Here is a 13,626-nt window from a genome sequence, read left to right as displayed (position 1 = left end):
TACTAGGAGAGATGGTCGCCCCCGGCCAATTGTATTGACCGATTGCATTCATAGGGTGCGGCTATGCGCTGCCGGCGGACAACCAGTGCAGCACCTTGTCGAACAGCAGCCGTGGCACGACGGGCTTGCCAAGATGGTCGTCCATGCCGGCTTCACGGCACAGACGGCGATCTTCCTCGAAAACATTGGCGGTCATGGCGACGATCGGCGCCTGCCGGCTCGCCCCCTGGCCGGCGCGGATCGCCCGGGTTGCCCCGGGACCGTCGAGATTGGGCATCTGCATGTCCATCAGGATCAGGGCGTAAGACTTTTCCGCCGCCATCGTCACTGCCTGCAGACCGTCCGTCGCCAGGTCGACGTTCAGCCCGGCACCGGCAAGCAGTTCGCGGATCACCTCCTGATTGATCGGCTCGTCCTCGACCACCAGGATGTCGCTGCCGGTGAAGCGCTGGCGCAAGGCCATCTCGGAAAACTCGTCGGCAAGCTCCACCGCCGTTGCCTCGTCGGCGCTCGCGGCGGCTTCGGGCAGGCAGACGGTGAACCAGAAAACGCTGCCCTGACCGGGTTCGCTGTCGACACCGATCTCGCCGTGCATCAGGCTGACCAGTCGGCGGCAGATCGCCAGGCCCAGACCGGTGCCGCCGTAGCGGCGGGTCATCGAGCCATCGGCCTGTTCGAAGGCGGAGAAGATGCGGGCGCGTTCTTCGGCGGAAATACCGATTCCCGTATCGCTGACAGCAAAGCGCAGTGAGCGGCCGACGCCGGTTTGCGCGCCGGCGGTGATGCGCAGCGTAACCTCGCCGCGTTCGGTGAATTTGATGGCATTGCCGAGCAGGTTGATCAGGATCTGCTCCAGACGCAGCGGATCACCCATGAAGCGCTGGCCGGCCAGTGCCGGGGCAACATCGAAACGGAGCAGCAAGCCCTTTTCCTCGGCCTTGTGGGCAAACAAGGCCGACAGGTTGTCGAGCACCACGTCGAGCCGGAACGGCGCGCATTCCAGCGACAAACGTTCGGCCTCGATCTTGGACAGGTCGAGAATGTCGTTGAGCACACCGAGCAGCCGTTGTGCCGAGCGTTGCGCCTTGTCCAGAAGATCCAGGGGCTTGGCATCGACCAGGTGTTTTTGCGCCAGCGCGATCATGCCCATGATGCCGTTCATCGGCGTGCGCAATTCGTGGCTCATGTTGGCCAGGAAGATGCTCTTGGCGCGATTGGCCGACTCGGCCATGTCCTTGGCGGTCTGCAGTTCGCGGGTGCGTTCGGCAACCATCTGTTCCAGATGCACCTGATACTCGCCAAGCGCCGCCTGCGAGGCGGTCCGTACGGCAATTTCGTCCTGCAGGCGGGCATTGGTGTCGGCCAGCTGCCGGGTCCGCTCGTCCACCCGCTGCTCGAGTTCCTCACGCGCACTGCGCAGGCTGTCAGTCATCTGGTTGAACGATGCCGCCAGTTCGCCGATTTCATCCTTGACCGTCAGCGCGGCCCGTTCATGCAGGTTGCCGTGGGTGATCGAGCGCGCCGTCCCGATCAGGCTGAGAATCGGCTGCAGGATGGAACGGCGCAGACTGGTGGCCAGTACGCCCGCCGCCACCAGCATGACCAGGAAAACCAGCACCATCAGCCCGATCGAGGTCGGAATCAGCCGCTGGATCTCGACCCGCGTATCCTCGCTGACCTGCAGCGCAATGGCGTGCAGCCGGGAGGCCGTTTCGGCCAGGCGATGTTCGCTTTCTGCCGTCAGGCTGCGGTAGCCGAGGTAACTTTCAAAACTGTTCACGTAGTCGCTGGCGTCCTGCAGCATGCGGTAAAGCTGGCGCTGTGCTTCACGGTCGGCTTGCCGCCCGGGGGCCGAAGAGCGCAATCGCTCCAGCGCCTGGTGGATGTCCGCCAGCGTTCCGCCCGCGACCGTCGGCGCGGCCAGCTCGGGTTGCTGCCCGTACCACTGCAGGCTGAGCACCAACCGGAGAACATCGTCAAAGCCCTGTCGATCGAAGGCGACATCCTGACGGATACGGGAATCGGCAAGGGCCGCCTGCATCCGTCGCCCCAGCTCGCGCACCCGGCTCTCCAGCGCTGCCCGGCGATCGCGCTCGACCACGTATTTCTGGAACTGCAGACGGTAATCGTCGATCTGCGGCAGGATGGCTGCGAAACGCTCGCTGCTGTCCGGCATCGTCGCCACCCGCTGGCGGACGCTGTCGAGTGCGGCAAAGGTTTCATTCTCGGCATGACGGGAATGCTGGCGGACAAACTGATCGGTGGCATCGCGAATGCGCAGCATGTCGTCCATCAGGCTGGCCACCCCCTCCTGCAACCTGACCTGGCCGGCGATGAAATACGCGGTATATACCCCGACCATGGCATTGATCGCCACCAGCAGGATGAGGACGGCAAAGCTGAGATTGATCTTTTGCCGGAAGCCGGGTGTACGGGTGAGTTTCACGGGAGATCTTTCCCTCGTCCGGCGAATCGCTGCCGGGTCTCGTTGCTCAGTTCCCGGACGATCTGCGGATACTCATCGGGAAAGGCCAGAAAATCGGCGAAGGCGTTCAGTCCCGCTTCTGCCACCGCCGGCGGTGCCGCCAGATCGAAAGCGAAGGTGAAGATCGGGCTATCCTGAATTTCATTGCGGACCCGGCGCTGGATGTCGCTGTAGGCGGCTTCCGGCACCAGCCGGTTGGGCGCCAGCGCCCCCGAGCCCTGACTGAAGGCCCGCTGCGCTTCGACACCAGCTAGATAGATCATCACCTGGCGCGCCCCGGCAGGATTGGCCGCCCGCTTGGGCAGAATCAGGCCGTCAATCGGCCCCATCGCCACCTTCGGCAATGTCGGGTCGATGACCGGGAAGGGGAAGAAATCGAAATCCTTGCCGGCCACCCAGCCATGCGCCGGATTGGTGAAGTAGCCGATGCTCCAGGTGCCCATCAGGGTCATCGCGGCTTCGCCCCGGAACAGCATCTCGTTGGCCCCACTGTCCCAGGCCAGGTTGTTGGGGTGCGGTTCGCGGTTGAAATAACCCTTGTCGATCAGGTTTTTCCAGCGCACAAAAACCGCGCTGACCCGCGGGTCGTCGAAACTGGCCTGGCCAGCCATCAAGGCCTGGCGGAATTCGTGGGGTGCGGTGCGCAGCAGCAGGTAGTCGAACCAGAACTGGGCCGGCCATTTATCCCGCGCCCCCAGCGCAATCGGCGTCACCCCGGCGGCCTTCAGGGTTTCGCACACGGCCAGGAACTCACCCCAGGTGGCCGGCGCTTGCAGGCCATGCGCTGCAAACAGGCGCTTGTTGTAGAAAAAACCGATGAAATGCTGGGTCAGCGGCAGAAAATACTTGTGCCCCTGATACTCAACCGCAGCATCGATCAGCGCCGGCGAGAAGCGCTCATCGAGTTGCGCCTGCTGCCAGACGTCGTCGATCGGCGCCAGATGTTCGACCAGCGACGCGGTCCGTGCGCCTGCCCAATAGGAGTAGAGATCGGGGGGATTGCCGGCTTTCAGCGTGTCCTGGATGCTGCTCTTGAATGCTTCATGATCGAGCGAGACCGCTTTCAAGGCGTACAAATGGCTCAGGCTGTCGAAAGTCCTGGCCATTTCATCGACCCCACCACTCAACGAGTCGGTGAAATAGTGCAGGAAGGAAACACTGCTACGCGGCGCCTCGAGGGCCTTGTCGCCCGGGTTATCGCAAGCGGCCAGAAAGCCGAGCACCAGCAGCCAGGAAAGCTTGGAAATACGCGAATACAGGGTATGCATGCCGAATATTTTGCAAATCGTCAGGAGATAGCATGCCATGAAGCCCGGAAGAATTCGCGGGCACCTTTGCTGCGCCGCAACAAAATGGTAGTCTAAGCACCATAAAATCAGCGTCACAACGCGGAGCACAGCATGAGCGAAATCGATCTCAAACGTTTCTTCCTCGAACAGGTTCCCCTGTTCGCCAGCTTCCCGGCCGACCAGGTCGAGGAAATCGTCATCAAATCCCGGCTCGCCACCTTCGAGGGCAACGAGGCCATGCTCGAAACCGGCGACGAAGGCCAGGCCATCGGCGTCATGATCAGCGGCCACGCCGAAATCTCGACCTCGGACAACACCGGCACCCGCACCGTCATTGCCCAGCTCGCCCCCGGCGATGTGTTCGGCATCATGGCGGTGCTGACCGGCGACCGGATCAGCGCCGACGTCATTGCCGGCAACCGCTGTTTCGTGCTGATGATCCCGCAGGAAGTATTCACCAGCCGCGTGCTCAGCAACCCCAAGGCCATCGTCTATCTGTCGCGCCTGCTTGCCGAACGCACCCGCGCCATGACCAGCGACACCCATGCGGCAGGCACCAATGGCACGGCCAAATCCGATGACCCCTACGCGCTGTCGCTGACCACCAGCCAGCCGGGCAAGGTCGTCGCGCTCAATGTCGGCATCAGCCAGATCCATTTCGGCATTTACGACACCCGCGAAAGCGGCGCCGACATCCACGGCATCATCGACAACGCCGACAAGCAGTTCGCCCGCATCACCGTGATGGTCGGGCCGCAGCGCCAGACCATGGAGCATGCACCGTTCAAGCTGTCCGACCTGTTCAAGGTGATGACCGAGGCCACCGCCCTGCTCGGCCCGGCCTTCACCTTCCATCCGGAAGACGTTACTGCCATCGGCCATCGCGTCGTCCATGGCGGTAACAAGTTCTCCAGCTCGGTCGTCATCACCCCGGCGGTAATCGCCGACATCGAGGAATTGGCTGTCTTCGCGCCGCTGCACAACCCGGTCAACGTCGCTGGCATCCGCGTCGCGCTCAAGCATTTCCCGAACGTACCGCAGGTCGCCGTGTTCGACACCGCCTTCCACCAGACGCTGGCGCCCTACGCCTACCTCTACGGCCTGCCCTACGACCTGTACAAGCAGCACGGCATCCGCCGCTACGGCTTCCACGGCACCTCGCACCGCTACGTTTCGCTGAAGTCGGCGGAAGTGCTCAAGCGTCCGCTCGGCGAGCTGGAAATCGTTTCCTGCCACCTCGGCATCGGTGCCTCGCTGTGTGCCATCGACCACGGCCGCTCGGTCGACACGACCATGGGCATGACGCCGTCCGACGGCCTGATCATGCCCAGCCGCTCCGGCAGCATCGACCCGGCGGTGATGATCCACCTGATGGAACAGCACCAGATGTCGCCCGAACAACTGTCCACGCTGATCAACAGCGAGAGCGGCCTCAAGGGGATTTCCGGCATTTCCAACGACATCCACGAAATCGAGGCCGCCGCCGCCGAAGGTCACCACCGCGCGCTGCTCGCGCACAAGGCCTTCTGCTACCAGGTCAGGAAGAACATCGGCGCCTACGCCGCAGCCATGGGCGGCATCGACGTCCTGGCCTTCACCGGCGATATCGGCGAAACCAGCGCCACGGTGCGCAGCCTGGCCTGCCAGGGCCTGGGCTACATGGGCATCAAGCTCGACGAGGAAAAGAACCGCAATCTCGGTAAATTCGACGCGTATGCCGTCATCTCGGCCGACGATTCGCCAGTGCAGATCCTCGTCGTCGCCAACGACGACGAACGCCTGGTCGCCTGGGAAGCGCTGCGCGCCATCGAGCGCAACCAGTTGCTGCTGGAAGCCAAGGCGGAAGAGACCCCGGCCATCCCGGTGGAAATCTCGGCCCACCACGTACACCTCGCCCAGGCCGACGTCGAAGCCTTGTTCGGCCCCGGCCATCAACTGACGCCGATGCACGAACTGTCGCAACCCGGCCAGTACGCCTGCGAGGAAAAAGTGCACCTGGTTGGTCCCAAGGGCCGCATCGCCAACGTCCGCGTGCTCGGTCCGACGCGCAAGGAAACCCAGGTCGAAATCGCCATGACCGAGCAGTTCAAGCTCGGCGTGCAGCCGCCGATCCGCCAGTCCGGCGACCTCGCCGGCACGCCCGGCCTGACGCTCGAAGGCCCGTACGGCAGCACCCAGATCGAACGCGGCGTGGTCTGCGCCCAGCGTCACATCCACATGTCGCCGGAAGATGCCCTGCGTTTCCGCGTGCGCGACAACTACGTCGTCCGCGTCCGCGTCGAGGGTGAGCGCGAATTGATCTTCGGCGACGTCGTCGTCCGCGTGAACCCGGCTTTCCGCCTGGCCATGCACATCGACACCGACGAAGGCAACGCCGGCAACATCCGCACCGGCATGCTCGGCTACATCGAGGAAATCCAGAGCCGCGCCTGAAATCCCGGCAGAATCACCGGCGCTTGCCTTAAGTCAAGGCACGCTGCCGGTTTGGGTCTAGAATATTCGTTTTGGGATTTTGCCTAACTCGAATGCCAGACCGACTGCAGGCCCGCCTCCGACGCCAGATGCTGCGCATCGCCGCAGTGTTCTGCCTGTGGCCGGCGCTGGCGACGGCGCAACCGGAGACCCTGTATTTCGCGCCGTTGCCGATGGAGCAGCCGGAAGAGGTGGTCAAGCAGTTCAAGCCCATGCTCAATTTCCTGGAAAAGCGGCTGGGCGTGCGCATTGAAATCCGCTATTCGACCTCCTACGCGGAAATCCTCGAACGTTTCCGCACCGGCCAGATCGACCTGGCCTACCTCGGCCCGCTGCCCTACATCACCCTGCGCGACAGCTACCCACAGGCCGAACCGCTGGTCCACTTCCTGGAAAGGGACGGCCAGGCCACCTATTCCTGCGCCCTCTTCGGTAGCGACCAGCCGCTGCCGAAACCCATGCGCGACAAGACCTTCGCGCTGACCCAGCCGCTGTCGACCTGCGGCTACCTGGCCGTCGACGCGCTCCTGCGTCAACGCGGCGAGTCCCTTGCCCAGCAACGCTACCGTTATCTCGACAAACACGACGAGGCGGTCCTCGCCGTGGCCCGCGGCGACTACGATTTCGGCGGTGCCAAGACCAGCATCGCCAGGAAATACACGCACCTGGGCATCGTCATATTCGGCGAAACCCCGCCGCTGCCGTCGTTCGCCCTGGTCGCCAACAGCCGGCGCCTGTCTGCCGCGCGCATGACGCAGTTGCGCCAGACCCTGGCCGAACTGGACCCGAAGGAGCGCGACCGGACCCTGATGAGCGAATGGGGCGGACAATTGCGCAATGGCGCGGTCAACGCAGCCGACGGCGATTACGACGTCCTGCGCCGCTGGCGCCGGCAGACCAGCATCCCGGAAAAAGGCAATTTCTGAGCATGGCCGAATCCGCGCTCGGCACCGCATCCCGTCTCCATCGCCGCTGGGCACTGGCGGCCTTCCTGGTGCTGCCGGTCATCGGCACCTGGCTGCTCCACAGCGGCCAGCAGCAGAAGCAGGCACTGCACGAGGAACAGCACACCGAAGCGCTGGCGACGACCTACCGCGCCAGCCTGCAGACCTACGACAAGGCCACCAGCATCCTCTTCTCCGAGCGCATCAAGCAGCCGGAAATCCTCAGGCTCATGGATGCCGCCTCGGGCACCAGCGGCGACGCCCAGATTCCCTACCGCGCCCAGCTTTTCCGCCTGCTCTCGCCGACCTACCGCAATCTCACCCAGCTCGGCATCCGTCAGCTGCATTTCCAGACCACCGACGGCACCAGCTTCCTGCGCTTCCATGAGCCGCACAAATACGGCGACAACCTGCTCAACATCCGACCGTCGATCCGGCAGGTGCTGGAAACCGGAAAGCCCGTCCAGGGTTTCGAAGCCGGGCGGGTCAAATCCGGCTTCCGCTTCGTCCATCCGCTGCTAGACGGCGACCGTCTGCTCGGCAGCGTCGAAACCAGCATCAGTTTCCTGGCCATCCGCGACGCCATGCGCCAGCTCCAGCCGACCCACGAGTTCCATTTCGTGTTGGCCAAGTCACAGACCCTGCCCATCCTGTTCGAATCGGAACGCTGGCTCTACGGGGAATCGCTCATTCACCCGGATTTCCTGATCGAGGATCCGCAGGTCACGCTGCCCGACAGCCCACCGCCGCCCTCGGCCGAAGTAGCGGCAATCAACCAGTTGCTGGCTGCCAGCGACAAGGTACGCCAGGGCATGAGCGAATTCCGGGCCTTCTCGTTGACCGTCGCACTCGACGGCAAGCCCTGGATCGTCAGCCTGCTGCCGATCCGCAACGTTTCCGACGTGACCAGCGCCTACATCCTCTCCTACACGCCGGCAACGTTCATCCAGGTGCTGCGCACCGAATTCTGGACCCAGTTCGGCCTGATGATGCTGACCCTGGGCGCCCTCCTGCTCTTGCTGATCCGCCTGCTCAAATCCCGCGAGCGCCTGCTTCGGGAACAACGCAACCTGGTCGCCATCACCGAGACCATGGGCGACGGACTCTACGTGCTCGACGAAAACGGCAGGGTGGTCCTGGTCAATGCCGCGGCACTGGAACTGCTCGGCTTCACCCGCGAAGCCCTGGTCGGCAAGATCGGGCACTACCTGTTCCATCGCCACGGCATCGACGGCTGCGGGCCCTTGTCGACCTGCCCGATCTACCAGACCGTCCGCGGCGGCAAGCATTTCTTCGGCGAAGAGCGATTCTCCCGGGCCGACGGCAGCAGCGTCCTGGTCGAGGTCAGCAGCACGCCGCTTTACGACGGCCCGCGGATCGTCGGTTCGGTCACCGCCTTCCGCGACATCACCCAGCGCAAGGAAGACGAGCAGCGCCTGCGCCAGGCCATGCGCAGCGCCGAAGCCGCCAACGAGGCGAAGAGCCTGTTCGTGGCCAACATGAGCCACGAAATCCGCACGCCGATGAACGGCATCCTCGGTCTCACCGCCCTGACCCTGGATACCGAACTCGACGCCACCCAACGCCAGTACCTCGAACTGGTACGGCAATCGGCCGAGTCGCTGATGCTGATCCTCAACGACGTACTCGACTTTTCCAAGATGGAAGCCGGGCGCATGACCCTCGAATCGACGCCGTTCAGCCTGCGCGAACTGTCGCTGGGCACGGCCCGCGTGCTGGCCGCACGCGCCGCCGAAAAGGGGCTGGAAATCCTGATCGAGATCGAACCGGAAATTCCCGACCTGCTGATCGGCGACCCCGGGCGCCTGCGCCAGGTGCTGCTCAACCTGATCGGCAACGCCATCAAGTTCACCGAAGCCGGCGAAGTCTCGCTGCGCATCTGCCGGGCGGCCGGCGGCAGCGACGACAGCTGTCACCTGCGCCTGGCCGTCATCGATACCGGCATCGGCATCCCCCTCGACAAGCAGGCCGAGATCTTCGAAGCCTTCGGCCAGGCCGACGCCACGGTCACCCGCCGCTTCGGCGGCACCGGCCTGGGGCTGACGATCAGCCGCGAGATCGTGCACCTGATGGGCGGCGAACTCGCGGTCGACAGCGAACCGGGCAAGGGCAGCAACTTCCATTTCGAACTGCAATTGCCGGTTTCCCCGGAGGCAATCAACCTGCCCGCCGGCGCCCCGTCGGCCGCCGACGGCCTGTGGCTGCTGGCGATCCGTAACGCCCGGTTGCGCAAATTGCTGGCCGCCGGCCTGCGCCGCCTCGGACGCCAGGTGCAACTCTGCGCCAGCAGCAGCGAACTGCGTCAGCAACTGCTGCAACTGCACGAACAGCCGGAAGAGAAACGCTTCGACGTCCTCGTTGCCGAGCAGGAGTGGCTGCCCGCCAGTTTTGCCGAAATGCCGCTCTATCGCGGCGGTTTGCGCCCCGGCGCGGTAGTCATCGCGCTGACGCCGATGAATGTGGTGTCGCAGGCCGGCGCCCGCAGTTTCGCCTCGCGCGAGTTGCCCAAACCCCTGTTGCCGGAAGAGCTGCTCGCCGCCGAACTGGAGGTCCGCGAAATCGCCCGCCGGCCGGACCGGCGGCGCGCCGCCGACAACCCGCCCGAAGCGGCCGAAGCCACGGCGCCTGCCCCGCTGCACATCCTGCTGGTCGAGGACAATCCGATCAACCAGCGGCTGGCCTGCGCCCTGCTCGGCAAGCTGGGGCATCGGGTCCGTGTCGCCAACCACGGCCAGGAAGCCCTCGACATGCTGGCTGCGCACACCGTCGACCTGGTGCTGATGGACGTGCAGATGCCGGTCATGGACGGACTCGAAGCCACCCGCCAATGGCGCGCCCGGGAAGCGGCCGACGGCCGCACGCCGCTACCGATCATCGCGATGACGGCCAATGCCATGGCCGGCGACCGCGATGCCTGCCTGAACGCGGGCATGAACGGCTACGTCTCGAAGCCGATCGACATCCGTGCCTTGCAGGCGGAGATCGAACGGCTCTGCGCCCGCTCAGTCTGAAGGCAGTCCGGCAATCCCGGCGCAGATCCGGAGCAGCGCCTGATCCAGGCGATCGATGTCGTCGGCCATGGCGGCCGCCGTCTCGCCCTGGCGCAGCCTGTCATTGACCCGTGCCGCGAGTTGATGCGTTTCGGTCAGGCTCAGCGTGCCCGCCGCCCCCTTGAGCGCGTGGACGACGTGTTCGGCTGCGCCGGGATCGCCTGCCGCCAGCGCCGAACGCAATTGCTCGACATCCTGCCGGTGACTTTCGGCGAACAGCCGCAACAACTGGATGGCCTTGCCGGCCTTGCCGCGCATCATCTGCAGCAGCGCCTCGGCGTCCACACCGGACAGGGCCCGCAGGCTGCCCTCCGCGTCGGCCACCGGCGCCAGTGCCGGCACCGGGTTCGCCACGGATAACGCGGCCGTGGCCGGCAACCAGCGCAGCAGGGCGGCGTAGAGCGAATCCGGATCGACCGGTTTGGCAACGAAATCGTTCATTCCGGCGGCCAGACAGGCAGCGCGGTCCTCGGCAAAGACGTTGGCCGTCATCGCCAGGATGGGCAGCGACGCCTTGCCGGGCAGCGCGCGGATGCGACGCGTCGCCTGCAGCCCGTCCATGACCGGCATCTGCACGTCCATCAGCACCAGGTCGACCGCTTCCTTCATCACCAGATCGACCCCCTGGGCACCGTTTTCCGCCAGGCGCACGACCAGGCCGAGATCGCACAGCAGGGTCCGCGCCACTTCCTGATTGACCGGGTTGTCCTCACACAGCAGGATGCGCGCGCCGCCGCAGTCGCGTGCCAGCACGGCCTCGATCGATTCGCCGGGCAGGGCCGGCAGATGGACCGCCGCCCCCTGGCTGGCTTGGCCAAGCAGCGCCGAGAACCAGAAACGGCTGCCGACGCCCGGCGTGCTCTCGCAACCGGCGGTGCCGCCCATCAACTCCGCCAGCTCGCGGGTGATCACCAGCCCCAGCCCGCTGCCACCGTGCAAGCGGGTCATCGAATTGTCGGCCTGCTCGAAGGGGTTGAACAGGCGCTCCAGCACTTCTGCGGAAATGCCGATCCCCGAGTCGCATACCTCGAAGTGCAGCTTCAATTGTCCGTCCAGCGTTTCGAGCACGCGCCCGCGCAGGGTCACCCCACCCTGCTCGGTGAATTTGATGGCATTGCTCAAGTAGTTGAGCAGCGCCTGCGCCAGCCGGGTCGGATCGCCATGCACCCATTCCGGCATCTGCGCCGCGTCCAGATGCAGGGCCAGCCCCTTCTCCATGGCGCGTTCGCGCACCAGGCCCAGGGTCCGCTCCAGCAGTTCGGGCAGGTTGAAGTCGGTCTGCGCCAGTTCGAGCTTGCCGGCTTCGATGCGCGACAAATCAAGAATGTCGTTGAGCACGGCCAGCAGGTGATCGGCCGAAGCCTTGATGGTTTCCAGATACCCCTTCTGCTCGGCATCGCCGGCCTGCTTGAGCAGGCGATGGGTGAGGCCGACGATGGCATTCATCGGGGTCCGGATTTCGTGACTCATGTTGGCCAGGAAGGCCGATTTCGCCCGGTTGGCGACTTCGGCGGCAGCCATCGCGCATTCGAGTTCGGCGGTCCGCTGGCTGACCAGTTCTTCCAGGTGATGCCGGTGCCGGTCGAGTTCCTCGCCGATGCGCTTGCGCTCGGTGATGTCCTGCTTGACCGCCAGATAATTGGTCACCCGACCGTCCGGCTCGCGGATCGGCGAAATCACCGCAAATTCGTAGAAAATCTCGCCCTGGCGGTTGCGATTGGTCAGTTGCCCCTGCCAGCTTTCGCCGCGCAGCAGGGTCTGCCACATCGACTCGTAGTGGCTGGGCGGCGTCAGGCCGCTTTTCAGCAGGCGCGGGTTGCTGCCCAGCAGTTCCTCGGCGGAATAACCGCTGACCTCGATGAACGCCTGGTTGACGTATTCGATGCGCGCCTCGAGATCGGTGATCAGCACCGCCACCGGACTCTGCTCGACAGCCTGCGACAGCTTGCGCAACTGGGCCTGGGCCCGGTGTTGTTCCTCCAGCATGGCCAGCATCGCCGCTTCGCGCCGGGCACTCTCGATGGCAATCGCCGCCAGCCGCTTGGCCACATCGAGATAGGCGCGTACCAGCCTCGGCACGACCGGGTTGGCGGTCGGCCAGTAGATGGCAAAGGTCCCGAGGACCGCCCCCTCCGGCGAAATGATCGGCGACGACCAGCAGGCCACCAGCCCATGCACCAGGGCAGTGGATTTGTAATTCGCCCACAAGGGATCGCTAGCGATGTCGGCGACGAACACCTCTTCGCCGCGATACGCGGCCGTCCCGCAGGAGCCGACCGCCGGCCCGACCCGCGCGCCGTCGATGGCCTTCAGGTAAGCCTCGGGCAGGCTGGGACCGGCGCCGCTGCGCAGTCGCTTGCCGTCATCGTTGAGCAGCATGACCGAACAGCGTATCTGCGGATCGAGCGCTTCCACCGCCAGGCAGATCTGCGTCAGCACCTCGTTCTGGGGCTCGCCGATGGAAATGCGGTGCAGGATGTCATTGCCGAACTCGAGCAATTGCCGCTGCTCGCGCTGCTCGGTGACGTCGATGAAATTGACCAGATAGTCCTCGCCCAGCGGCATGCCGGAGACCTCGACGATGCGGACCTGGCCGTTGCGGCAATTGACCCGACAGGTCATCGGCGGAATGGCCGACTGCGTGCTCATCGCTTCCGTCACGCTGAGTTCCCAACGGGTACCGGTCGATTCGCGGTAAACCGGATCGGGAAACGCCAGTTCCGCCCAGGCCCAGACGTTGGGCACATCGGCCAGGGTATAGCCGAAGCACTCGGTAAACTGGCGATTGATGAAACGGACCTCGCGCGCGGCATTGATGTGCGCCATCGGCAGGGGAACGTTTTCAAGCAGACGGCGGAAGCGCGCTTCGCTGTGCTGCAATTCGACTTCGTGGCGCTTCTGGGTATTGATGTCGATCGCGATCCCGGCCGAGATCAGGGGCGCACCGTTGTCATCGCGTTCGATCACCTTGCCGCGCGAACTGAACCAGCGCATTTCCCCACGGCCATCGAGAATCCGGAACTCGACCTCGAACTGTCCTGCAGGATTGTTCAATTGGACCAGCAGCGCGTCGCGCAGGATGTGCCGGTCAGCTTCATGGAGACGCAGCAGCAAGGTCTCCAAGGCTTCGGAAGCCTGCGCCTGACCATAGTGAAGAACACTGATCAGACCTGGGCTGCGAATCACCACGCCCTGCCGGTGATCGAATTCCCACAGGCCAACGCCGGTCGCCTCGAGCACCAGGTCGATCTGTCCGGCCAGAGAACTGCGCCTGGCTTCCATCATCGCGCAGCGCCGTGCACGCGGACGAGGCCGGCGATCCCGCCGGATTGCAATGAATGATTTGCCACCATGGCCCAGCCCCT

The 13,626-nt window shown here is 64.6% G+C and carries 6 protein-coding genes; 3 read left to right on the top strand and 3 right to left on the bottom strand.

The window, feature by feature from the left end:
• Positions 1-61 precede the first annotated feature (61 nt).
• The gene (locus AADV58_RS07970) at positions 62-2,446 is read right to left on the bottom strand and encodes an ATP-binding protein (protein WP_281982692.1); all 2,385 of its coding nucleotides are present in this window, start codon (positions 2,444-2,446) and stop codon (positions 62-64) included.
• Positions 2,443-3,753, bottom strand: a complete 1,311-nt coding sequence (locus AADV58_RS07965) for an ABC transporter substrate-binding protein (protein WP_341744503.1) — start codon at positions 3,751-3,753, stop codon at positions 2,443-2,445. The genes AADV58_RS07970 and AADV58_RS07965 overlap by 4 nt, the downstream gene beginning before the upstream one ends.
• Before the next feature lie 132 nt (positions 3,754-3,885).
• On the opposite strand from AADV58_RS07965, the gene AADV58_RS07960 reads away from it, so the two are divergent.
• The 3 genes from AADV58_RS07960 to AADV58_RS07950 all read left to right on the top strand — a co-directional run bounded on the left by AADV58_RS07960 (position 3,886) and on the right by AADV58_RS07950 (position 10,222).
• Complete coding sequence (locus tag AADV58_RS07960) at positions 3,886-6,207, top strand: acetate/propionate family kinase (protein ID WP_341744502.1); 2,322 nt, start codon at positions 3,886-3,888, stop codon at positions 6,205-6,207.
• 92 nt (positions 6,208-6,299) lie between these two features.
• Positions 6,300-7,172, top strand: coding sequence for a PhnD/SsuA/transferrin family substrate-binding protein (locus AADV58_RS07955; protein ID WP_298395585.1), 873 nt, complete (start codon positions 6,300-6,302; stop codon positions 7,170-7,172).
• 2 nt (positions 7,173-7,174) lie between these two features.
• A complete protein-coding gene (locus AADV58_RS07950; protein WP_341744501.1) occupies positions 7,175-10,222 on the top strand; it encodes an ATP-binding protein in 3,048 nt (1,015 codons plus the stop codon).
• Here AADV58_RS07950 and AADV58_RS07945 read toward each other — a convergent pair.
• On the bottom strand, positions 10,214-13,546 hold the full coding sequence (locus AADV58_RS07945) for a PAS domain S-box protein (RefSeq protein WP_341744500.1): 3,333 nt from the start codon (positions 13,544-13,546) through the stop codon (positions 10,214-10,216). The genes AADV58_RS07950 and AADV58_RS07945 overlap by 9 nt on opposite strands.
• Between the last annotated feature and the right edge of the window lie 80 nt (positions 13,547-13,626).

The organism is Azonexus hydrophilus (genome assembly GCF_038368255.1).
GTDB lineage: Bacteria > Pseudomonadota > Gammaproteobacteria > Burkholderiales > Rhodocyclaceae > Azonexus > Azonexus hydrophilus.
This window is presented reverse-complemented; position numbering and strand designations above follow the sequence as displayed.

Excerpts from the sequence above, each read along its gene's own strand:
- AADV58_RS07965 (WP_341744503.1), bottom strand. The coding sequence starts at position 3,753 with ATGCATACCCTGTATTCGCGTATTTCCAAGCTTTCCTGGCTGCTGGTG.
- AADV58_RS07960 (WP_341744502.1), top strand. The coding sequence starts at position 3,886 with ATGAGCGAAATCGATCTCAAACGTTTCTTCCTCGAACAGGTTCCCCTG.
- AADV58_RS07955 (WP_298395585.1), top strand. The coding sequence starts at position 6,300 with ATGCCAGACCGACTGCAGGCCCGCCTCCGACGCCAGATGCTGCGCATC.
- AADV58_RS07950 (WP_341744501.1), top strand. The coding sequence starts at position 7,175 with ATGGCCGAATCCGCGCTCGGCACCGCATCCCGTCTCCATCGCCGCTGG.
- AADV58_RS07945 (WP_341744500.1), bottom strand. The coding sequence starts at position 13,546 with ATGATGGAAGCCAGGCGCAGTTCTCTGGCCGGACAGATCGACCTGGTG.